General features: G+C 71.4%; 12 protein-coding genes. 10 read left to right on the top strand and 2 right to left on the bottom strand.

Annotated elements, in window-relative coordinates:
* Positions 1–1,190, top strand: a 1,190-nt coding sequence (locus tag D7Y15_RS25630) for a zinc chelation protein SecC (RefSeq protein WP_121754216.1), incomplete at its 5' end; no start/stop codon positions are given.
* 9 nt (positions 1,191–1,199) lie between these two features.
* On the opposite strand, the gene D7Y15_RS25635 is transcribed toward D7Y15_RS25630, so the two are convergent.
* The gene (locus D7Y15_RS25635) at positions 1,200–2,369 is read right to left on the bottom strand and encodes a cyclic nucleotide-binding domain-containing protein (protein WP_121754229.1); all 1,170 of its coding nucleotides are present in this window, start codon (positions 2,367–2,369) and stop codon (positions 1,200–1,202) included.
* Positions 2,370–3,006: 637 nt separating this feature from the next.
* Here D7Y15_RS25635 and D7Y15_RS25640 point away from each other — a divergent pair.
* The 4 genes from D7Y15_RS25640 to D7Y15_RS25660 all read left to right on the top strand — a co-directional run bounded on the left by D7Y15_RS25640 (position 3,007) and on the right by D7Y15_RS25660 (position 17,227).
* Positions 3,007–4,932 (top strand): Kelch repeat-containing protein, encoded by a 1,926-nt coding sequence (locus D7Y15_RS25640; RefSeq protein ID WP_368667406.1) that lies wholly within the window; start codon positions 3,007–3,009, stop codon positions 4,930–4,932.
* 184 nt (positions 4,933–5,116) lie between these two features.
* Complete coding sequence (locus D7Y15_RS25650; RefSeq protein WP_121754218.1) at positions 5,117–10,459, top strand: hypothetical protein; 5,343 nt, start codon at positions 5,117–5,119, stop codon at positions 10,457–10,459.
* Between the two features lie 175 nt (positions 10,460–10,634).
* Positions 10,635–16,733 carry an FG-GAP-like repeat-containing protein gene (locus D7Y15_RS25655; RefSeq protein WP_158629108.1) on the top strand — a complete coding sequence of 2,033 codons (6,099 nt, stop codon included), beginning with the start codon at positions 10,635–10,637 and terminating at the stop codon, positions 16,731–16,733.
* Positions 16,730–17,227 (top strand): hypothetical protein, encoded by a 498-nt coding sequence (locus D7Y15_RS25660; RefSeq protein ID WP_126935670.1) that lies wholly within the window; start codon positions 16,730–16,732, stop codon positions 17,225–17,227. The genes D7Y15_RS25655 and D7Y15_RS25660 overlap by 4 nt, the downstream gene beginning before the upstream one ends.
* 57 nt (positions 17,228–17,284) lie before the next feature.
* Here D7Y15_RS25660 and D7Y15_RS25665 read toward each other — a convergent pair whose 3' ends face one another.
* Positions 17,285–18,463: a cyclic nucleotide-binding domain-containing protein gene (locus D7Y15_RS25665; RefSeq protein ID WP_233605088.1), complete on the bottom strand. Its 1,179-nt coding sequence runs from the start codon at positions 18,461–18,463 to the stop codon at positions 17,285–17,287.
* 279 nt (positions 18,464–18,742) lie between these two features.
* On the opposite strand from D7Y15_RS25665, the gene D7Y15_RS25670 reads away from it, so the two are divergent.
* The 5 genes from D7Y15_RS25670 (at position 18,743) to D7Y15_RS25690 (ending at position 23,641) form a co-directional block, all read left to right on the top strand.
* Complete coding sequence (locus D7Y15_RS25670) at positions 18,743–19,585, top strand: hypothetical protein (protein ID WP_121754222.1); 843 nt, start codon at positions 18,743–18,745, stop codon at positions 19,583–19,585.
* Between the two features lie 165 nt (positions 19,586–19,750).
* Positions 19,751–21,043, top strand: a complete 1,293-nt coding sequence (locus tag D7Y15_RS25675; protein ID WP_233605089.1) for a hypothetical protein — start codon at positions 19,751–19,753, stop codon at positions 21,041–21,043.
* Positions 21,040–21,690 carry a hypothetical protein gene (locus D7Y15_RS25680; protein ID WP_233605090.1) on the top strand — a complete coding sequence of 217 codons (651 nt, stop codon included), beginning with the start codon at positions 21,040–21,042 and terminating at the stop codon, positions 21,688–21,690. The genes D7Y15_RS25675 and D7Y15_RS25680 overlap by 4 nt, the downstream gene beginning before the upstream one ends.
* Positions 21,687–22,925, top strand: coding sequence for a YncE family protein (locus D7Y15_RS25685; protein ID WP_120580729.1), 1,239 nt, complete (start codon positions 21,687–21,689; stop codon positions 22,923–22,925). Before D7Y15_RS25680 ends, D7Y15_RS25685 begins: the two co-directional genes overlap by 4 nt.
* A complete protein-coding gene (locus D7Y15_RS25690) occupies positions 22,922–23,641 on the top strand; it encodes a c-type cytochrome (protein WP_120580728.1) in 720 nt (239 codons plus the stop codon). Before D7Y15_RS25685 ends, D7Y15_RS25690 begins: the two co-directional genes overlap by 4 nt.
* Positions 23,642–23,698 lie beyond the last annotated feature (57 nt).

A 23,698-nucleotide genomic window follows, 5' to 3' on the forward strand; every position in this document is an offset into this window, starting at 1 on the left:
CTCCCACCACCGCCCCCGCCCACCCGCTGAAGCAGGACCTGGAGGGCGCCATGGCGCTCCTGGGCGACGCGGACGTGTCCCGTCTGTCGCAGGCGCTGGAGCACCTGGGCGTGCTGCTCCAGGCCGCGGGGCCCCAGCCGGGGCTTCGCTACGACGACAAGGCCTTCAGCGACCACGTGGGCCAGGCGCTCGCGAAGCTGGCCGCGCAGGAGGGCCTGGACGCGATGGAGGCGCGCAACAGCCTGCGCGTGGGCGTGGTGCGGGAGCTGGGCACGCGCGGCTTCCAGGAGAAGCTGGGCGCGGGGCTGCTCGCGCAGGTGACGAAGAGTGGACGCACGCCGGAGGAGCGGCGCGCGCTGTGCGTGGGCGCGCTGCTGGCCACGGCGGCGAAGAAGACGAGCAAGGTGCGGCCGGAGGACAACCCCGTGCTGGACGTCGTCTTCGACGTGCAGTTCCGCGAGTGGAGCCAGAAGCACGCGGAGGTGGTGCGCAAGTACGAGTCCCTGATCGCGGGCATGGAGCAGGAGGACCTCACGCCCGAGGCCTCGGAGGCGCTGCGCAAGGCGGAGGCCGGCGAGCTGGACGCGCTGGTGAAGCACGTGCAGGCGGACCCCGCGCTGGTGGAGCGCATCTCGCGCGAGGCGAAGGAGCGCGCGCAGCGGGTGGAGGCGAAGCTGCGCGAGCCCGCCACGCCGTCCGTCTTCTCCCCGGAAGAGGAGCTGTGGCTCACCGTCGCGCTGTGGGAGCCGCTGCGCGCGATGAAGTCCCAGCCCAAGGACCCGGAAGGCCGGCGGCAGGTCATCGCCGCGCTCTTGCGCGCGGTGAAGGTCGCGGTGGACGCGGACTTCCTGGAAGGGATGCTGGAGCGGATGCGCGACGGTGCGAAGGACCCGGCGGCGGACGAGCCCACGCGCGAGTGGCTCACCGACGCGGCCATCGCCTTCGAGGCGGAGCCCGCGCGGCTGGTGCTGGCGGCGCTGCTCACCGCGCGGCAGGAGGCGAAGGGACGGAGCGCGGAGGAGATGGTGGCGCTCGCGGACCTGAAGGCCCTGCCCGCGTGGACGCCGGAGCAGTTGGAGCCCTACCGGCAGCTCATGGAGAAGGAAGGCCGCGCGGCCGGCGCCGGGCGGATCCGCCGCGCGCAGGACTGGCTGCGCGAGCACCCCGTGCAGCTGGACGCGGAGGCATGACGCCTCACTTCAGATGAAGAGCGCCTTCGCGGTCTGCTGGAGGCGCTCCGTGCCCATGCGCATGAGCTGGCCCTTGAGGCCGGGCTGGCTCACGACGTGCCGCTCGAAGGCGGCGCGCTCCAGGCGCAGCACCACGCACGGCGTCTTCGTGCGGACCGTGGCGGACACGGGCTTGTCCAAGAGCAGGGAGATTTCACCGAACACGTCGCCTTCGCGCAGCTCCGGCAGCAACACGATGCGGCCCGGCTGCTCCAGCGACAGCTGACACTGGCCGCGCAGCAGCAGGTAGAAGGCATCGCCCGGCTGCCCTTGAGTCAGGAGCACCTGTCCCGCGGGCACGGCGCGCAGGTCGAACTCGCGCGACATCGCCTGCTTCAGCGCGGGCGACAGGTTGGTGAACAGGGGGCTCGTCCGCAGCAGGTTGTCCACCAGCCGGCGCTGGTAATAGGCCTGCACCGCCGCCTCCACCTCCGGGTGCGCGGCGCTGACGCGGGCCAGGGAGGAGCGCTTGAACTCCAGCAGCACGGAGCGCTCAGGCACCTCCACGCTGGCCAGCCTGGGGCCTTCGGACACCAGCGCCACCTCGCCGAAGAAGTCCCCCGGCCCCAGCGTGGCCACGACCTGTCGCGCGTTGCCCTCCACCCGGCGCGTCACCTCCGCGCGGCCCTCCACCAGCGCGAACATGGAGTCGCCCGGCTGCCCCTCCTCCACCACGCGCTGGCCCGGCCAGAAGGCGCGCACCTCCAGCGCCTCCACCAGCGCCACGAAGGCATCGCGCCCCACGCCTGACAGGACGGGCACGCCCGGGTCCTTGCCGTCGGGCACCCAGGCGAAGGTGGGGGCCAGCGCACCGGGCGGCAGGGCGAAGCGCTCCGCCAGGGCGCGCACCGTCTTGGGACGCGCGCCCCGCAGGCCTCGCGACAGCACCGTGGCGGCCACCGCGCGCAGGAGCCCTCCCGCGCGGGTCCAGGCGAGCGCCGCGTCGTCGTAGGCGTGGGCGGCCTCCGGGGTGCGCTCCAGCCACTCGAGCAGCTCCGCGACGCGCTGGTGGACCTCCGCGTCCTCCGGCTCCGCGCGCAGGGCGTCCTGGTAGCCGGCCAGGGCCGCTTCCAGCTTCCCCTCGGCGGCGAGGGCCGCCGCCCGGGACTTGAGGGACGCCGCAGGTAAGAGGTCCGCCATGCGGCCCATGTAGCGCAGGCGCGGGTCGCGCGCACCCGTCCGGAAAGACCGGGAGTGAAGAACTGGAGAGTGCGAACCGACCTGGGCCTGCCAGATGCAGGGACAGGTCGGATACCAGCAGCCCAAAGGTTGAGAGCTTTCATTGTGGCGCCGATTGGCGCCGCGGCCGGCGTCCGTCCACGGTCCCGGACGCCCGTCTCCGCCCTCGGATGTCTGCGTGAAGAGGACGCCAGGGAATTCCTGTCACAGCGCGGGATGCGGCCCCCTGGCAATCCCTTTGCAACCGACTGTGTAAACCCAGGCATTCCCTGTTCACCTGAACCCAGTCGGAGAATCCATGTCCTTGAAGTCCCCCCTGCCCTGGCTGCTTTCGGGCCTGATGCTCTTGTCCTCGGGATGCGATCCCACCGCGGCCGGAAGCACGGCTCCGCACCTCGCCGCACGCAGCGATGACATCGTCTCCGGCATGGAGACCACGGGCTCGATGATCACCCCCCGCGAGGGCCACACGGCGACCCTGCTCCTGAACGGCAAGGTGCTCGTCGCAGGTGGATATAATTACGGCCAGACGCCTGAATTGCTCCAGGTGTCTGAATTGTACGACCCGGCGACGGGGAACTGGACCCCATCGGGCTCAATGACCACGCAGCGGTGGCGGCACACGGCCACCCGGCTTGGCAATGGCAAGGTTCTGGTCGTGGGAGGCAACAGCGGGACCGCCGCGACCGCGGAACTCTACGATCCCGCCACGGGGACGTGGACCGCCACGGCAAACCTCCCAGGGCTCCGTAGGGAGAGCCATCGAGCAGTCCTGCTGGGCAACGGCAAGGTGCTTGTCACGGGAGGCTCGACCGAGGACCAAATCCACACGGCCTTCTCCGCGCTCTATGACCCATCGACAGGCACCTGGTCCACGACGGGCGACATGAGGGACGGCCGCAGCAATCACTCTTTGACCTTGCTGAAGAATGGCAAGATCCTTGCCGTAGGCGGCATGGGCTTCAGCACTGTCTGGCCTACCCTCCGGTCTCTCTCGACTGCGGAACTCTACGATCCAGCGACGGGGACATGGACCCTCACGGGTCTCATGGCAAGTGACCCGATCTTTCTCACTCCAGGGCGAACCGAGCACAGCGCCACGTTGCTCCCCTCGGGCAAGGTCCTGGTGGCGGGTGGCTATTCCGCCAGTGGGTTTATCGACGTGAGCCCGCCGACCGTGACCGCGGAGCTCTACGACCCCTCGACGGGCACCTGGTCAAACACGGGCAGCATGGCCGAGGGCCACTCGGGCAATGTGATGGATGCCCTGCCCTCGGGGAAGGTGGTGATCGCGGGCAAGACCTGGGCGGCCAACGCAGGGACCGTGGAGCTTTACGACCCCACGACCGGAGCCTGGAGCACGGTGGGCACCCTGGCGAACCTCCGCTACGGCTCGACCACGACCACGCTGGCCTCGGGGCGCGTCCTCATCGCGGGAGGACAGCGCTATGACTCGGCCACCTCGAAGACGGTGTACATCGCCCAGGCCGAGCGCGTGGTCCTCCCCTACTGGAAGCCCGCGGGCAACATGGCCACCGCGCGCTTCGGGCTCACCGGCACGCTGCTGGGCAACGGCAAGGTCCTCACCACGGGCGGCTTCAACGGCACCACCGAGGTCGCCTCCGCCGACCTGCGTGACCCCACCACCGGTGCCTGGAGCGCCACCGGCGCCATGGCGATGTCCCGCCAGTTCCACGCCGCCACTTTGCTCTCCAGCGGCAAGGTGCTGGTGACGGGCGGCTACGGAAACGACGCCTACCGCTCCTCCTCGGAGCTGTTCAACCCCACGACCGCCACCTGGACCTCCACCGGCGGCATGAACCAGCCCCGGCTGCAGCCTGTCTCCGTGAAGCTCGCCAACGGCAAGGTGCTCGTCGCGGGCGGGGACACGGGCCTGGGCTACACCGCCTCCGCGGAACTCTATGACCCCACCCCGGGCACCTGGACGTCCACGGGCAGCATGGCCTCCGCGCGCATCCACACCACCCCCGCGCTGCTGCCCAACGGCAAGGTGCTCATCGTGGGCGGCTACGACGGCAACGTGACCCTCGGCACCGCGGAGCTGTTCGACCCCGCGACCGGCGCCTGGTCCTCCGCGGGGACCCTCGCCCAGGCCCGGGAGGGCGCCAGCGCCACCGTGCTGCCGAATGGCAAGGTGCTCATCGCGGGCGGCACGGCCGAGTACCCGCTCAACACCGCGGAGCTGTACGACCCGGCCACCAACACCTGGAGCGCGGCCCCCACCCTCACCTCCTGGCGGACGGACCACGCCGCCATCAAGCTGGCGAATGGCGACGTGATGGTCGCGGGCGGCTACGGCGTCAACACGGGCTACGGCGTGGACGCCTACCTCGACTCGGTGGAGGTCTACGAGTCGGCGCTGGGGCGCTGGACGCGCACCACACCCCTGGGCACCCTGCGCTACGCGGCGGAGGGCGTGCTCCTCCAGGACGGCCAGGTGCTCGTCATGGGCGGCTCGGACTTCGACGGCCCCGTCTCCACCACGGAGCTGTACGTCCCCTGAAGCCCGCGGTCTTGATGCCTCGTCCGTCCTTCTGAACTTCCCCGCCACCCCGTTGGCGGGGGAGCAGCGCGGGCCCACCAGGCCCCGCCGCGATTCCCCACCACCCATCACCCAACCTTGGACCACCCCTTCCGGCCGGGGAGGGGATGGCCCCGGGTCCACCCATTTCCTGGAGTCCACTGGAGTGCGTCCCTTTTCAAGACATCTCGCCGTCGGCTCGCTGGGACTCGTCCTGGCGACCGCCTGCGGCTCACCCGAAGTTCCCTCATCACCCCAACCCGCCGAGGAGTTCGCGGTCATCCAACGGCAGGCCCTGGAGGAGTCCTGCTACGACCGCGACAACCCGCTGCTCCAGTCCCTGAAGACGCCCCTGGGCGCCCGGGACTGCACCTTCGACGAACAGTGCCCGCAGGGCGCGTTCTGCAACGAGAGCACGCACCAGTGCGACTGGACGTGTCTGGAGGGCGGTCCTGCGGGCACCGCCTGCGGCACCGGCAAGGTGTGTGATTGCTCCGGTCAGTGCGTGACCGAGGGCGGCGGCAACCCGCTCGTCCTGTCCGGCACGCTGCCCCGCGTGGACGTCGCGCCGGCCGCCCTCTCCGTCACCACGCCCGCCGCGGGCCAGCCCTTCGCCGCCCGGCGCCTGGTGGTGGGGCTCGCGGCGCTGAACCCGACGGAGGCGGCGCGGGTGACCTCCACGCCGGTGCGCCTGGTCGCCGGCCCCGGCATGGAGGTGGCCTGCGACGTAGGGGAGACCCCCGCGACCGTGTTCTCCAGCGACTGCCTCGTGAACACCTGGGCGTTCAGCGCCTTCGGCACCGGCCAGCGCGCCACGGTGCGCATGGACGTGCGCCCGCGGCAGGACAGCACCGAGCGCCGCTGGTACGTCACCCTGGAGGCGCAGGGCGCCACGCCCCAGCGCACCCGCGTGGACCTCGACCGCGCGGACGCGGCCCCGGGCGTGGGCGGTGTGCGGCCCTTCTTCGGCAACGTGACGCTGACGCTCGACCCGTCCAGCGACGCGGGCACGGAGCCGCTCGTCCTGCCGGTGCGCGCCTTCGCCAACGGCGCGTACCTCATGCTGTTCGACGAGTCGCGCACCCTCTCGCCCTCCGGCAAGCTGCGCCTGTCCACCTCCCAGTCGCACCACGGCGAGGAGTGGCTGCCCGCTGGCAACGGCTCCAACACCGCGGATGCCGTGACGGTGGACGTGGAGGGCACCTACGACGGCACCGGCGCCAGCAACAGCACGCTGGTGGGCACCTTCACGGTGCGCCTGCCCCGGCCCATCAGCAGCGCCTGGGGTGTCCAGGCGACGTACCGGCTGTCGCGCCTGCGCGTGGACACCGACGCGGGGGTGGATGACCTGCCGCTGACCGCCTGCCCGGCGACGCCCTGCGCGACGGGCTCCGTCTGCGAGCCCGACCTGGGCGTCTGCGTCCCCGGCGTGCGCGCCTGGAGCGGCGCCCCCGTCGCCTCCGACGGCCGTCCGCTCAACACCGTCGTCAGCGAGGAGCGCGCGAGCTGGGACTCCGAGGCCCAGACCCGGCTCACCGACTTCATGAACGCCTCGGCGGCGAACGGCACGCCGCTGTCCACGTCGCAGCTCGCCCGGGGCCTGCTCTGCAACCAGGCCACCAGCGCCGCGCCGCTGGAGGTCGCCGGCTTCCCGGCCTTCGCCACGGCGGACGCGGGCCTGCCCTTCGTGCTGGCGCGCTCCGGGGACCTGCGCTGCCAGAACGGCGGCATGCCCTACGTCGCCGAGCTGGGCAACACGTGGGACCGCTACCCGGACGTCAACGGCCTGAAGAACCTGGACCGGCTGACCGACCTGGAGATGCTCTCCGAGTGCCTGGAGGACCTGAAGCGGCCCGCGGTCAACGGCCCGGGCCTGGGCACCTCTGACTGGTTCGCCCAGCGCTACGGCGCGCGCTACGCCATCAAGACCCAGCGCGCCACCGTGTCCACGGCGAGCCGCATCACGCCGGGCCGCTGCTTCAACCTGGCGCGCTTCTACGGCGCGCTGAACCTGAGCGCGCGCGACGGCAACAGCCGCGACCAGCGGCTGGCGGGGCGCCTGATCCAGCAGTGGGTCTCCACCCACGGCTACCTCGCCCAGCAGCTGGTGCAGCAGCGGGAGCTGTCGGACTTCCTCAACGAGCCCGCCCCTTCCGACTGGGAGTCCACGCCCGCCGTGCTGGACCGCTTCGAGAAGGGCTGGGACCTCCTTCTGGACGGCACCTACGCCAACCTGATGCCCGGCAACGACGCGGCACGCACCTGCAGCATTCTCAACCCCGACTACCGCCTGCCCCCCGCGCCCCTGGCGTCGTGGACCTGGGCCACCAACCAGTCCGTGCAGGACCGGGGCACCGGCGCCCGCTGGCAGCGCAGCCGCTCCACCTTCTTCTTCCACACCCCGGACCTGGCGGCGCGCTGCACCAGCACCTCGTCGTCCGTGAACCTGGCGTCCGCGTCGTTCCTCCTGGACGAGTCCCCCACGGGGCCCCGTTCCCTCCAGGTGTCGTGCCTCCAGAAGACCGGCGGTCTGGAGGTCACCGTCCAGGCGGCTCGCCGCAACACGCCCAGCGGCACCCGCTTCTTCACCTGGACGCTGCCCTTCCCCACCGGCACCCAGGGCGTGGCATTCGCGGTCCTGGACCAGGGCGCCACCATGAGCCTGTTCTCCCCGGCCAAGACGTACCTCGTGCCGGCGCAGAGCACGCTCGCGTACGAGCACACCGTGCTGCGTCCTCCGTTCACCCAGGCCGTGTCCGGTCCGTCCGGGACCCGGCTGGCGGTGTGGGACTTCGTCGCCGACACCGGCCACCTCTCCGAGGCCGTGGACCGGCGCACGCTCTATGACACGCCGTCCGCGGACCTGGCGCCCATGCCCGGCTCGCAGCCGCACCACGACCAGCCGGTGGGCCTGCCCGCGTCCATCCTGGAGGGCCTGACGGCGCACCTGCGCCTGCTCAACACGCACCTGGAGGACGTGGAGCGCACCACGCTGGCCACCTGCGCCCCCGTGGCGTCCGGCACCCCGCGCGACCAGGCCATCACCCGCTTCGGCCGCACCATGCGCTACGCGGTGATGCTGGAGACGTTGGCCCGCTCCGCCTACGCCCGCGAGAAGGACTCGTGCACCACCGCGCAGGGGCTGACGGAGCTGCCCTGGGACAAGCGCTGGCGCGACGCACAGGCGGAGCTGGAGGCCGTGCGCCGCCAGTCCTACGAGAAGCTGCGCGCCATCAACGACTGCCGCCCCTACGGCATGCCCGACGACGAGGTGCCCCTGCTCTTCGGCGCCACGCTGACGGGCCCCATCGAGCGCTACTTCGGAAGCTCCTCGTACCTGCACGCCAACGCCACGTCCGCGGTGAACACCGCCGTCGGCGACAAGCAGGCCGCGGAGAGTTCCTGGGTGTCCCTGCGCAACGGCGAGGTCCAGGAGGCCTACCAGGACGCCGCGAAACAGCAGCGGATGCTGGAGCTCAAGCGGCAGTACGGCGCGCCCATCGTCCAGATGTGCGGGCTGACCAACGTCAACGCGGCGGACGCGCTGGACCTCTTCGACCCGTCGAAGACCGCCCAGCCGCTGCGCCCCGAGGCGTGCTTCGTCAAGCCGGAGTGCCAGACGCCCCCCGCGCAGGTGTACGCCGCGGTGCGGGCCGAGCACGCCCGCTTCGCGCTGTGCACGTGGAAGCGCCTGGTGCCCTCCACCTCCGTCTACACGGACGCGGCGGTGCGCGCGCTGGTGGAGCACTACACCACCGTCGACGTGATGCCCGGCTCCGGCACCGTGACGTGGGGGAGCACGACGCTGCCCGTGTCCCGGCTGTACGGCCAGCCCCTGCCCACGAATGAGATCGCCTCCGGCGAGTTCGCCGCGGCCCGGGCCGCGTGCCTCCAGGAGCTGGGCACCCAGGGCAGCCAGCTGCCCACGCCCTCCAGCCTGGGGCTGAAGCTGGAGAGCAGCTGCTACCGGGGGGACATGGGCAACGCGATGCTGTCCATCGTCGGCGCGAACCAGGGCCTCCAGGTGGCGCAGGCGCAGTGGACGGACGCCCAGGAGCGGCTGCGCATCGCCCAGGAGCGCTGCCTCACGCTGGAGACGGACACCCAGAAGCAGATCGCCCTCAGCGCCAGCTACGAGGCGGAGATGACCGGCCTGCTGGAGGCGAAGGTCAGCGTCGACCGCAAGGTGAACAACATCAGCGACGTCAACAACAAGGGCGAGTCCATCATCAGCGCCTTCGCGTCCGGCACCTACGTGGGCATCGCCTGGGGCGCGGTGAAGCTGCTCAGCTCCAGCGCGGAGAACCGCTACAAGGACGAGTCCATCGTCCTGAACGCGCGCATCCAGCAGCTCGACCTGCAGCACAAGCTGGCGGTGGAGGCGCTGGCCCTCCAGACGAACGTGAACCAGTGCTACGCGGAGGCCCGCACGTACATGGTGGGCATCAGCACCGCGGCCATGCAGATCGACCGCGTGGGCACCGACGTGGACAGCGCGCTGCTCCAGCTGGAGAACATGGAGGGCCGCGTGCGCCAGCTCCTGCTGGAGGGTCAGCAGGTGGTGGCGCAGGAGGAGGCCCGCCAGGTGCCGCTCTTCTCGCACGACTTCTGGCTGCACGAGCGGCTGACCCGGGCCCGGGAGTCCTTCGCCACGGCGAAGCGGCTGTCGTACCTCTTCGCTCGCGCGCTGGAGTACGAGAAGCAGCAGAGCCTGCCGGCCACCAGCGCGGTGCTGGCGGCGAAGGGGCCGCTGCAGTTGCAGAGCGCGCTCAACGCGAACGCGTACGCGGCCCTGGACAAGACCGTGCATGGCCGGGACGTGGAGGGCCAGGCCTTCGTCGTGCAGCTGCGCGGCAACGTGTTGAAGCTGGAGGACCTCGTCGCCGCCACGCCGGGCGAGCGCAGCCTGACGAAGCAGGAGCGCTTCACCCGCCGGCTGCTGTCGCCGGAGAACGCGGTGTACGACGACAACGGCCGCTACCTGGGCCAGGGCCTGCGCTTCTACCTCCAGGACAGCCTGGGTCCCAACTCCATCCGCTGCGGCGAGAAGGTGTGGACGGTGCACGCGCACCTGGTGGGCGATGACCGGGTGGAGACGTGGCTGAACGGCCACGGCCTCGCGCCGCTGGTGCTGCGCAAGCGCAACACCTTCAGCAGCCACAGCTGCGACCCGGACCACAAGGGCTTCCAGACCCGCGCCCTGCGCCCCTCGCTGCGCAGCGGCGGCTACACGGGCACCGCGAAGCCGGGCGAGGAGACCACCTTCACCCTGGCGAGCGTGAGCGCCAACACCGGCCAGACGGTGCTCGGGTTCCAGCAGAACCCCTCCGGCGCTCCGTCCACGGAGTGGAAGGGCCGGGGGCTCTACGGTGAATACGAGGTCATCTTCCCCTGGGTGGACCTGATGACCGCGGGAGGCGTGTCCACGGGCTTCCCCATGGATGGCGTCACGGACGTGTACCTGCGCTTCGAGCAGGTCTCCGCCGCGACCAGCCACGTCTACGAATAGCCCCAAGGCCTCACAGCCAAGGCCGAGGACAGGACCCGGGAAGCGCCTCCGGGTCCTGTCCCTTCCTGAGCGCGCGCCGAACGACCCGCTCCGGGTCGAGGTGCGCGCGCTCGATTGTCATTCCACTCTTTCTTGCCACGAATTCGAGGGTCAGGTGTTTCTCCGAACCAGATGGATGGCGGTGGTCTGCGCGCTCCTGGGCACGCAGGCGCAAGCCGCGGGGGAGCCCGCGCCGGGCTCCGTGAATGCGCAGACCGTGAGGCTGCCGGATGGACCGGGCAGCGTGCGAGGCCTGGCGGACTCCGCCAGCGTGAATGTCTTCAGCGGCCAGGTGGGCTACGGAGTGCCGCTGGACCTGCCGGCGGGCATCGCGGGCTTCGGCCCGAAGCTGTCGCTCACCTACTCCGGTGACCTGGGCAACGGTCCGCTGGGCGTGGGCTGGACGATGCCGCAGGTGGTGTTGCGCCGCTCGGTGCGGCTGGGCGTGCCGGCCTACACGAGCGCGGATGAGCTGGAGCTCGTGGGCGTGGGCGGCGGACGGCTGGTGGCGCTGCCGGACGGCACCTGGCGCGTGGAGGGCCAGGGCCACTCCGTGAAGGTGGAGCGCGACGGCACGGGCTACGTCATCACCGAGAACGGCGGTGTGCGCTACCGCATGGGCGTCAGCGCCGCGGGCCGGCAGGCGGACGGCGCGCGGGTGGCGGCCTGGCACGTGGAGGAGGTGCTGCACCCAAATGGGCAGACCACCGCCTTCAGCTACACGCAGCACAACGGCCAGCAATACCTGGCGGACGTACGCTGGGGGCCCAACGCGGCCTTCCGCGCGGAGTTCGTGTACGGAGCGCGGCCCGACCCCACGGTGAGCTACCGCACGGGTTTCAAGGTGGAGACGGCCTGGCGGCTGACGGAGGTGCGGGTGCACTCCTTCGGGGAGCTGCTGCGCGCGTACGTGCTGGGCTACGACGACACGCTGGCCCTCAGCCGGCTCAAGACGGTGACACACCTGGGCCGCGGGCGCGTGGGGGCGCTGCCCACGCTGACGCTCACCTACGCGACGCCGCAAGCAGCGGCCACGGCGCGGGTGGAGCCCGCGGGCGGCTGGCTCCTGTCCAACACGGGCACCGCCCTGATGGACGTGGACGGCGACGGCCTGACGGACCTGGTGCGCCTGACGAGTTCCGGCCACCAGTGGCGCAAGGGCACGGGCACCGGCTTCGCCGCCGCGCGGGTGCTGAGCGGGGCATCGGGCGCGCAGCTCTCCAGCTCGCGCTTCCTCGACGTGGACGGTGACGCCCGGCCGGAGCTGGTGCGCAACTTCTCCGAGGCGTGGCAAATCAACCGGCTGCAGGGCGAGTCCCTGGGCACCACCGCCACGAAGTGGACCGGCACGGACGGGATGCCGCTCTACAACGACACCACCTTCTTCGCGGACCTCAACGGCGACGGCCGCGTGGACGTGGTGCGCACGGGCAGCGAGTCGATGTCCGTCCGCTGGAACCGCGCCACGGGCCTCGCCGCCTCCGTGCAGAAGCCTCCCGTGGACGGCGTGTCGCTGCTCCCTGGCGCGAACACGCGCTTCCACGACGTGAACGGCGACGGGCTGGCGGACGTCGTCCAGCTCAGCACCCACTGGTTCAAGGTGTACCTGGGCAAGGGCGACGGCACCTTCGTCGCGGGGCCGCTCCAGAACTACCCATGGGGAGAGGGCACCACGCAGGCCAACGTGAAGCTGGCGGACCTCAACCGCGACGGCCTGATGGACCTGGTGTACGTGCGCAACGGGTACGTGAGCTGGTACCGGGGCAAGGCGGGCGGAGGCACGGAGACCGCGCCCACGCAGCTGGTGCCCCCGGGCGTGGACGGCGCCTCCACGGTGGTGGCGCTCGCGGACCTCAACGGCAACGGCAGCGAGGACGTGGTGTGGAGCGGCCCTGACGGCATGTGGGCGCTCGACCTGGCGGGCCCGACGACGGCGGGCATGCTGGTGGGCATCGACAACGGGCTGGGCAAGACGGTGGCCCTCCAGTACCAGGCCAGCGCGGCGCTGGCGGCGGCGGCGGACGGCACGCCCCAGGCGTGGACGCGGCGCTTTCCCACCTCCATCCCGGTGCCGGTGCGCATGACCGTGAACCCCGGCGTCGGCGGGCCCGCGCGCGTGGTGGAGTACACCGTGCGCGACGGCTTCTGGGACGCCACGGAGCGCCGCTTCGGCGGCTTCCTCGTGGGCGGCGTGCGCACCGTGGGCAGCGGCCCGGCGGACACGCTGTACGAAGAGACGCGCTACCACGAGGGCACGGGCATGGACCGCTCGCTGCGGGGCCTGGCTTTGGAGGTCCGCCGCGAGGACGGGCTGCACACGCTCTACGCCGTGGCCACGTCCGTCTACGAATCGCGCCCCGTGCAGGGACTGCCGGACGTGCCGCTGCTGCGCAGGCCCGCGCTGCTGGAGGCGCGCACGAAGCACCATGAAGGACTGACCACGCCGCTGGAGACGCTGACGACGTATGCCTACGACGCGCGCGTGCGCCCCATCGAGGAGAAGTCCTTCGGCCGGCTGGACCTCACCGGCGACGAGCGCACCGTGCAGCGCGGCTATGCCAGCGACGACGCGCTGATGGTGCAGGACGTGGTGTGCGAGGAGACGCTGATGGAGGCGGACGGGACGGTCCGCTCGAGCGCGCGCATGTTCTACGGCGACGCGGCCCAGGTCTTCTCCTGGACGGACCCCACGCAGTGCCGCGCGGGCCGGCTGATGCGGGAGACCCACGGCCTGCTCGCCGGCGGGCAGCCGCGCTGGGTGCTCCAGTCCGCCACGGAGTACGACGCCTGGGACAACCCCACGCGCCGGTACGGCAACGGCCTGTGGCGCGCCTTCACCTACGACGCCCACCACCTGCGGCCCCTCACGGAGTCCATGGAGCCGCAAGCGGGCCGGACGCTGACGTGGACCAGCGCGTGGGACGACGTGCTGGGCGCGCCCCAGCGGGTCACCAGCCCGGACGGCGTGGTGACGGAGATGCGCTACGACAGCCTGGGCCGTCCGGATGCCATCTCCGTGGACGGCGCGCCGCCCCACCTGCGCTACGCCTACGACTGGACGGCGCCGCGCCCCAGGACCTTCACCTACGTCTTCGACGGCGACCCCTCCGCGCTCGCGGGCAGTTGGACAGGCGGCTGGAGCGCGAACGGCGCGTGGAGAGAGAGCGTCTCCGTGTCCGACGGCTCGGGCCAGTCGCTCTACACGGCCACCCGCCTGGAGGCCGCGCGCTGGGCGGTGTCCGGCTGGCGCGACCGGGACACCCGGGGCCGAACCATCTTCCGCTCGGATCCGTTCTACGCCCAGGGCGCCCTGCCCACGGCCCGCCCGGCGGGCGTGGTGGGCCAGACGCTGGCCTATGACGCCCAGAACCGGCTGGTGAGCCAGTGGCTGCCCAACGGCGGGCTGCGCACGCACGGCTACAAGGCCTTCGAGTCCACCCGCACGGACACCGCGATGGCCCCGGTGCTGAGCCGGGTGGACGGGCAGGGCCGCATCATCCGCACCGAGCGGCAGGTGGGCACGACGCTGGAGTCGGTGGACGCCCACTACGACGCCGCCGGCCACATCCTCTCCATGAGCCTCCAGGACGGCGTCGTCACCCACGCCTTCACCTACGACACCCTGGGCCGCATGGTGGCCGCGCAGGACCCGGACGTCGGTGCGCGCACGCTGGAGTACGACGACCGCGACCGGCTGGTCCTCCAGACCAATGGAGCGAACCAGGGCCGCACGTTCGCGTACGACGACGCCAACCGCCTCATCCGCACCGTGGGCGAGGACGCCACGACCCTCCTCTACCACTACGACGAGGGCGCGGACGGCACGTCCACCGGCCACACCGCCGCGCGGCTCGCCTGGGTGGAGGAGCCCCGGGGCCAGGTGCACTTCGGCTACGACGCCTACGGGCGCAGGTCGCTCCAGCGCCGCACGGTGGACGCGCTCCAATCGGAGGAGTCCGTCACCTACAGCCCCTCCGGGCTGCCCCTGACGCAGACCACGGACGGGCTGGACGTCCCCTTCGGCTACGACGCCGCGGGCAGGCTGGTGCGCGCCGGGACGTATTGGGAAGCGCTGACGCTGGACGCGTCAGGGCTGGTCCTGGAGGAGCGCTATGGCAACGGCGTGCGCCAGGTCTACGCGCGTGACGCAGTGGGGCTGGTGTCGCGCATCCAGACGCTCAAGCCCGCGGGCGGCGCGCTGTACGACGTGACGTTGACGCGCAACGCGTATGGCGCGCCGGTGGCGGTGACGGACGACGATGGCGTGGGGCTCAACCACGCGGCGACCTTCGCGTACGACCCGGCCGCGCGGCTCACGGACGCGCTGCTGGGCGCCGTGAAGCAGTCCGACGGGACGCTCGCCGCGGGGCCCGACACCTTCCACTTCAGCTATGCCTATGACGGGCTGCAGAACATGGTGTCCCGCCAGTCCACGGGCCCGCAGGCCCTGGCGCTGCTGCAGGGAAGCTACACCTACGGCGAGCGGGGCTTCGGGCCGCGTCAGCTCACGAGCATCGGCGCCGGCCCCAACGGCACCACCCTGGACTACGACGGGGCCGGCCGCATGGTGCGCCTGGGCGGGCGCCAGATGGAGTACGACGGGCTGGATCAGCTGGTGCGCGTGACGCTGCCCTCCGCGGGCGGCCAGCCCGGCGTGGTGGAGCATGCCTACGGCCACGACGGCGTGCGCATCCGGACGCAGGACCCCACGGGCCAGGTGCAGTACGCCTTCTCCCAGCGGGTGCTCCAGCGCAACGGGATGCGCGAGCTGCTGGTGACCGCGGGGGACCGGACGATGGCGCGCGTGCGCTACGCCCCGCCCACCGTCACGGCGGGTCCGCTCACCGGCGTGCTGTCGGCCCTGCCCGACGCGCGCTCCCTGACGACGGTGGTGGCGCTGGGCGGCGTGCTGGTGCTGATGGGGGTGACGCTCGCGTCCCTGCGGCGACGCCATGAAGGCCCCGCGCCCCTCGTGAAGGTGGGCACCGGGGCCCTGGTCCTGGCGCTCACGACGTCCGCCTGTGAGCCGGCGCTGGACCTGTCGCGGGCGCGCTCCGTGCCGGAGGCGCTGGCCGCCGTGGAGTCCGTGCTGTACTTCCACAGCGGCGTGGCCGCCGGGCCCGTGCTGATGACCCGGCAGGACGGCACGGTCTTCGAGGAGCGGCGCAGCGAGCCCTTCGGTACGCCCGTGGACGCGTTCCGCGAGACGGCGACGGGAGCGTCCGTGGGCAGCGCGGACTTCCGCGCGGAGCCGCTCAATTCGCTGAACAAGCCCACGGATCCGGACACCGGATGGAGCGACCACGGCGACCGCTGGATGGCGCCCGAGGTGGGCCTGTGGCTCAGCCCGGATCCGCCGGTGAAGGCGCCCCAGGCGAGCTTCCTCGCCGCGCCCTGGGACCTGCACCCCTACCAGTACGTCCGGCAGAATCCCGTCTTCTACTGGGACCCGGACGGGTGGTCGTCCCAGCAGAGCCCGCTGGCGACGGAGCTGAAGCGGCCCCTGTCGGCGGGGCAGGTGCAGGTCGTCACCCGCTCCTTCGCGCCGTTCGACACGTTCGGCGGTGCCTACCTCGGCGGTGGCTACGCAGGGGATGGCGCCAACCGCGGCTTCACGCCCTCGCCGGACGTCACCGCGAAGATGACCCTGGCCGTCACGGTCGACACCGGGACGGGCGCCAAGGTCTTCGAACAGGCCTGGAGCGACGAGTCCGAGGGACACGGCCTCGTGGCCCGCGTCTTCGGGCGGCTGTCCGGCTACCCGTTGACGGAGCCCCTGAAGGACACCGCGAGCCCCACGACGAAAGCGGACCTGACCTACAAGGAGGATGGCTTCGTCCGGATGAACCAGGACATGGCGGCGGCGCTGCCCTTGAACCGGTTCGCGGCGGACATCGACACGCACAGCTACATCCACATGTTCAAGGATGGAAACCTGTTGAGGCTTCGCGGCTTCATGGTGGGGGACGCCTTCCCGAACGCGGAGATGTTCATCCGTGACTCCGCCAACAACCGGGTCATGCTCCACACGTTCGCCACGCCGGGAGGGGAGAACGGTCCCTACAAGTACCTGGGCGGAGACAAGCGCAAGGATATGGGAAGCTTCGCGGTGCAGATCCAGACCAATGACCAGGGTGAATTCACGGGTGTGAGGGCCGCGGGTCAGGAGTCCTTCATGTCCGTGGACGATTGGAACAATCAGATGACCTCGTCCGGGGGAGCGAACACGCCATGAGTCCATCACAAAAGCGGCTTCACCTCTGCCTGCTCCCAGCGTTGCTGGGCCTGCTGGCCTGCGGCACCCGGGCAGCCCCGGAGGTCCACCTCATCCCTCAAGGCTACCGGGGACCGGTGGTCATCTTCTTCAACGTCCCCGGCGCCCGCTCCGCCCTCCAGGAGGACGGGCGGGAGTACCGGATCGGCGAGGACGGGACGCTGGCGGTCAGCTCGCCGCCCAATTACGGCGGAGGCAAGCTCGACAACTTCCGGTTCTTCCTCGAAGGGCCGGGGGGCACGCGAGAGCGACTCGCCTACGCGGCCTCGACGCCCCACAACCAGCTTCAGGTCTTCGCCGTGCACCAGGGGGCGATGCCCCTCAGACCCGGTTCCCGGGAGGAGGTGCGCTTCGAGATGTACGTCGTCGGGGTACCGGATGAGATGCCGGACTGGTCCGATCGGCTCCATGCCCTGGTAGAGCAGAAGGTCGCGGCCATGCCCCTGCCTCGCTGATGCCCTCACCGCGCCCCCGGGCTTGAAGTGCCCGGGGGTGCGGGACGCATGGACGCATCACCCGCTCAGCGCCTTCACCCGCTCCGCCAGGCTCTGCGTGAAGAGGCGGTAGATGCGCAGGGCCGCGGCCTCGTGCGTCTCCAGGAAGTATTGGAAGTCCGTCCGCGTGACGCGCAGGGCGCGCACCACCGTGTGCGCGCGCACGTGCGCGGACACCGGGCCATCCAGGATGAGGGAGATTTCCCCCAGGAAGGCGCCCGGCCCCAGCATGTTGAGCTGACGCGCGTCACGGCCCGGGCCGGTGGACACGCTCACCATGCCCTCCAGCAGCACCACCAGCCCCATCCCCTTCGCGCCCTTCTCCAGCACCGTCGTCCCCGCCGGCACCAGCACGGGCCGGGCCAGGCGGTAGAGGTCGCGCATGTCTTCCAAAGACAGACCATCGAAGATGGGAATGGCTTTCAGATAGCCATAGCCATCCACCACCGGCTGAGCCTTCTCCGCCGCGACCGAGCCCTCCGGCGCCGACGCGAGCCCCAGCTGCTGGAGCAGCCGCGCCTGCTCCGCCTGGAGCAGCAGCAGCCCCGCCCCCGACGCGTGCTTGATGCCGTCCGCCAGGAGCACCAGCGCGCGCCACGTCGCGCCCTCCGCGTCCAGCAGCTCACACATGCGCAGCACGGCTTCCGGCCGCTGCCCGTCATCCACGGGCACCGCGCGCAGCATCTCCAGCTCCGCGTGCGAGTTGCCCAACACCCGGAACACCTGCGCCGCCTCCATGGGCCGGTGCATGCGACCCAGCAGGTGCGCCAGCGACTCGCGCGCGCCCAGCGCCTGGTACAGCGACAGCGCCTGCTCCAGCGAACCGGCCCGCTCGAAGGCCGCCGCCGCGCGGGCCTGCTCCCCCACCCTCAGCCACGCCTCCGCGGCCAGCAGCGGCGCTCCCGCCTGTTCGTACAACGGCGCCGCGCCCCGGTCGTCTCCATCCGCTTCCAACAGCCGCGCCGCGCCCGCGAAGTCGCGCGCCTGCCGCAGCACCTCCACCAGCCGGGTGCGCGTGTCGGCGGGCACCACCAGCGCCTCTTCCAGGACCCGCTCGCGCTGCCCCGCCCCCATCGCCTCGTACGCGCGCACCGCGTCCTCCACCGCGCCCTTCAGCACCCGAGCCCACACCCCTCGCGTGACGCTGGAGCCAGGGCCCACGGCCACGTCGTCCCCGTTCGAATCGTTTGGAGTCACGGCCTTGTCGTTCCTCCCGGACGCCCTGGCGGACAAAGGGGGTCCACGCCTGGGTCCGGACCCTGATTCCGTAGCATTCTGAAACAGGGAAAGCCAGCCAGCGCGGTGAAGAGGGGCAGGCTTTGGACACACTGTCCACCGCGTGAATCGGATGCGCAAAACCTGAGAGGTTGGGGTGGGCGCAAACCCTGCGCTTCGGGGTGGCTGTCGTGCGTGAGAGGGATTCCCCACCTTCAGGCGTCCCTGACCCAGGGACTCCTACCCAAGGTGTCTTCCCCCATGACGTCGCGCCCCGCTTCCTTCCGTTCTCTCAAGGTCCTGGAGTCGTCCCACCCGCGCCGCGCGCTGAACCTCCTCGCGCGAGGTGGCTGCCTGCTGATGCTCTCGTCCGGAGCCGCCCGCGCCAACGAGCCCGAGGCCCCGGCTCGGGCTGCGGCTCCGGTGCAGGCCGAAGCCCCGGTGCGGGCTGAGGCTCCGGTGCAGGCCGCGGCTCCGGTGCAGGCCGAAGCTCCCGTGCGGGCGGAGGCGCCTGTGCAAGGGGACGCGGACCCGGCGGATGACGCGGTGTGGGGCGAGGAGGCGCTGGCGCAGGCGGAGCTGCCGGCGTCGATGACGGAGGCGGCGCGGACGCTGGAGGATTCGCCGGTGGTGGTGTGCTCGGGGGCGCTCCAGCAGGCCTACCGTCCCGGACTGCTGCTCACCACGCCCCGGAGCTCCGTGCAGCGAGAGTCACTCCAGTTCAGCGGCTGCCCCGTCAACGACGGCGTGGTGATGACGGCCGTGGGGATGGAGACCCTGCATTTGAAGCGCGCGACGTGCATCGGCAACGCGGGAGGGGCCTCTATCGCTACGGTGACATGGTCCAACGGGGAGAAGTCCTCCGTGCGGTTGGACCGAGTAGAGGTTCGTGCGGATGGCGCCATGCAGGTCTTCACGTCCGAGGGGACCATCAGCACCGGGCGTCACGCGGGCCACGGCGTGCGCCTGGTCACCGCCGTGCCCACGCTCACCACGCTGGCGGCCTGCGTCCAGCCGTCGGGCCTCACGGCGAACCTGGGCGTCGCCACGCTCACCGTGCAGGACCTGCCCACCGTCCTGGACGTGTCCGCCGGGAAGCAGTGACCGCGCGGTCGCTCCCCTGCCGGGCGCTTCGGGGAGGAGCGGACTCCGCGCCGCATGCACCGCTATGCAGGCGCGGGCCGGGCGTTATCGTGGGGGGCCATGAGGCCTGCCCCGGAGCGCCGGATGCGAACGCGACGAATCACGGGGGGTTGGAGGGGGGCGGCGGTGGCCGGCCTCCTGGGCTCGGTGAGCTCGGGCGCCGCGTGGGCGCACGCGGGCCTGCCGGAGACGGCCAACGTCACGCTGCGGCGAGGCCACTCCGAGGACTTCTTCGTGGGGGCCACGTTTGGCGCGGTCATCTCGCGCGACAGTGGGCGGACGTGGCGCTGGGTGTGTCCGGATGCCATGGGGTATGGCGGCTGGCGCCCGGAGTCCTTCGTCTGGCGCGAGACAGGGCAAATCCTGGCGGCCACCGGCAACGCGCTGCTGTCCTCGAAGGACGGCGCGTGTTCGTGGTCGTCGCACCCGGCGTTCAAGGACACCTGGGTGACGGGGCTCGCGGCGCACCCCTCGGATGACGCGGTGCTGTACGTGGCCACGGGCCGCTCCACGTCGGCGACCAACGGGGTGTTCCGCTCGGAGGACGGCGGGGAGACGTGGCGGCCGTTGGGGCTCCAGCGCGCGGGGGTCCTCTTCTCCGCCGTGCGCGTGTCCACCGCGGACCCGCGCACGCTCTACGTGTCCGCGTCGGACACGGCGCGCATGTATCTGTTCCGCAGCGACGACGCGGGCGAGACGTGGGAGGAATTGCCGCAGACCTTCCCGGACCTGGTGCGCCCGTTCGACTTCGTGGTGACGGCGACGGACCCGGTGGAGCCGCACCGCGTCTGGGCGCGCGTGTCCGCGCAGGGCTATACGCACATCCTGCACAGCACGGACGGCGGGCGCACCTTCACCGCGCGCACGGGCGCCGGCATCGACGACGTGTTCATCAACATGGACGTCTCCGCCGACGGCGGCACCGCGTGGGTGTCCACGTACAGCTCCTTTTTCCGCAGCCAGGAGGGCGGGGCCTTCTCCAAGCTGGTGCTGCCCACCGGCAACGCGTGCGTGACGCGCGTGGGAGACGTCATCTACGGCTGCGGCTCGCCGTGGCTCCATGACTGGTCGCTGGCGCGCAGCAGCGACGACGGCACCACGTGGGAGCCCCTCTTCAGCCTGGAGCAGATCCAAGGCAGCCATCAGTGCCCGGCGGGAACGCCCGTGCGCGAGCTGTGTCCGTCGCGCTGGCCCCAGCTCGCGGAGACGATTGGCGCGCCGCTCTACCCGGATGGCGTTCCGGACGCCGGCGTGCTGGATGCGGGAGTGCAGCCGGTGGAGGACGCGGGCACGCCCGCCGACCCGAAGCCGAAGCCGTCCTCCGGTTGTGCCGCCGCGCCCGCGGGCATGTTGCTTCCGCTGTTCCTGCTTCCCTTGCTTCCCTTGACGCGCCGCGGCCGTCGGCGCGAGGCCCCATGACCATGAAGCTGAAGACGTCCCTGCCCTGGAGTACCGCTGCTGTCGCGCTGCTCGCCCTGAGCGCGTGCAACGGCGACGACACCGAGCCCCAGGCCACCGAGTGCGAGGAACCGCTCTACGCGGGCGGCGCCACGGACGAGGCGTGGCGCACGCTGGTGGATGCGAGGAACCAGCCCCAGGACAGTTCGCGCGCGGTGACGCTCACGTCGCCCGAGTCCCAGCAGGAGTACTGGACGGACCAATCCGCGCCGCTGTGGCAGTGGACGTCTCCGCTGCGCGCGTCGCTGGAACGCCCGGGCCGCACGTCCCCCCTGCTGGAGGGCCGTCCTCGCGAGTCGAAGCGCTCGGTGCTCGCGTGGCTGGGGAACCTGGTGCTGCCCACCGCCGAAGCCCACCTGCCGCCGTACACGGGCGACCTCTACTGGGTGAAGGTCCACGTCGCCGGGCGCGAGTGCCCCATCGTCCAGGTGTTGACGTCGGAGTTGCAGTGGCAACTGGATGACGGCTCTTGGCGGACGGTGAAGGACTCGGCGGGCAAGGCGCTGTCGGTGCAGGTGGTGAGCGCGTACCTGGTGCAGAACCGCATCACGGAGGGGCCGTACACGCTGGGGACTCCGGTGCCCTTCACCATGGGGATGGCCAGGTGAGGCGCGCCGCCTGGCTTTGCGTCCTGGCGCTGGGCGCTTGCACGGAGGCCGAACCGCCGGAGCCGGGCACGGACGTGCCCGAGCTGACGTACGCGGATCCAAACCCGTGGACGCGGGGCGGCTCGACGGTGCCGCCTCCGGGAGCTTCCGGGCGATTGCTGGTGACGAACAGCCTGGATGACTCCGTGAGCCTGCTGGACATGGACGGGCTGGGGACGCCGGGCTGGGGCGAGCTGGCGCGCGTGCCGGTGGGGCTCAACCCGGTGGAGTTGGAGGGACCGCACCACACGGCGGTATCGCCGGCTGGCGACTACTACTACGTGGGCATCTCCAACTACGTGCCCGGAGGCGGCTCGGGTCCGCATGGCGCGCATGGGACGGGGACGGCGGACGGCTACTGCCTGAAGCTGAGCGCGAAGGACAACCGGTTGGTGGCGTCCACGCGCGTGGACCGCAACCCGGGGGACGTCATCGTCAGCGCGGACGGGCGCACGCTGTACCAGACGCACTTCGACCTGTTGCGCATCGCGGACGTGGCGCGGAAGGGCGGGCCGGAGGAGGACATGGTCTCGCGCCTGGTCATCCTCGACGCGGAGACGATGACGGTGAAGGAGCGGGTGAAGGTGTGCCCCGCGCCGCACGCGGTGCGCCTGTCCGCGGATGAGCGCACGGCGTACGTGGCGTGCTGGTCGGACGAGGTCGCGGTGGTGGACCTGGCGGCGGCGGGCATGCCGGTGACGCGCGTGAAGGTGGCGGCGGGCTCGGGCACTGCGGTGAGTCCGCGCCATCAGCCATACGCGCTCACGGTGTCGCCCACGACGGGGGACGTGTGGGTCAGCTCGCTCGCGAGCAAGCAGGTGCAGGTGCTGGAGCCCGGGACGCGCGCGATGAACCCGGAGCGCACGGTGTACCTGCGCGGCTCGCCCATGTTCGGCGCGTTCACGCGGGACGGGCGCACGCTGTACATGCCCTATCAGCAGGAGGACGCGGTGGCGGTCATCGACGCGGCGACGTCCACGGTGCAGCGCACGGTGCAGTTGTCACAGGCGGGATGTCTCAACGTGCATCAGTTCATGCTGACGCCGGACGAGCGCCACGGATTGGCGGTCTGCGAAGGGGACCACATCGGCCCGGGCACGTTGCACGTCGTGGACCTGACGGAGGGCACGGTGCTGTCCACGGTGCGGATGGGCATCTTCCCGGACTCGGTGAGCCTGTTGCGGGGGCAGCCGTGAGGGGCCTGCGCGCGGGTGTGGCGGCGGTGCTCGCGGGGGTGCTGGCCGGGTGTGGGGGCGAAGAGGGGCCCCAGGCCGCGGCGGACTACGGAGAGGCGCTGTTCCAGGACGCGCGGCTGTCGTCGAGCGAGTACAACAAGTTCTCGTGCGCGACGTGCCACGTGACGACGGCGGAGGCGCCGGCGGGGCGCATCGACTCAGGGCACACGCTGTACAACGTGGCGGCGCGGCCGAGCTGGTGGGGCGGCGACGAGACGCAGCTGCTGGACGCGGTGAACTTCTGCTACGTGAACTTCATGCGCGGCGTGACGAAGCTGGGGGCGGAGGAGCCGCGCTCCCGCGCGCTGTATGAGTACCTGTCGCGGATCAGCCCGGACGCGCAGGCGCCCGCGCTGCCGTTCACGGTGGTGAAGGACATCCAGGACGTGCCCCGGGGCGACGCCACGCGAGGCGAAGCGGTGTACCGGGCGGCGTGCCAGAACTGCCACGGCGCGACGCACACGGGAGATGGACGGCTGACGGAGCTGGCGTCGGTGCTGCCGGAGGTGACTCGCGAATACGACCGGCTCTTCCCGGGCATCCCGCACGCGCAGGTCGTCATCGAAAAGGTGCGGCACGGTCCGTTCTTCGGCGTGGGAGGCAACATGCCGCTCTACAGCACGGAGGCCCTGTCCGACGCGGACCTGGGTGCGCTGCTCATGTATCTGGGACTTTGACGGGCCGCACTCCCAACCTCACCCAGACACAGTTATTGACCTTTAAAGTTCAAAATC

The organism is Corallococcus sp. AB030, from assembly GCF_003668965.1.
Taxonomy (GTDB): Bacteria; Myxococcota; Myxococcia; order Myxococcales; family Myxococcaceae; genus Corallococcus; species Corallococcus exiguus.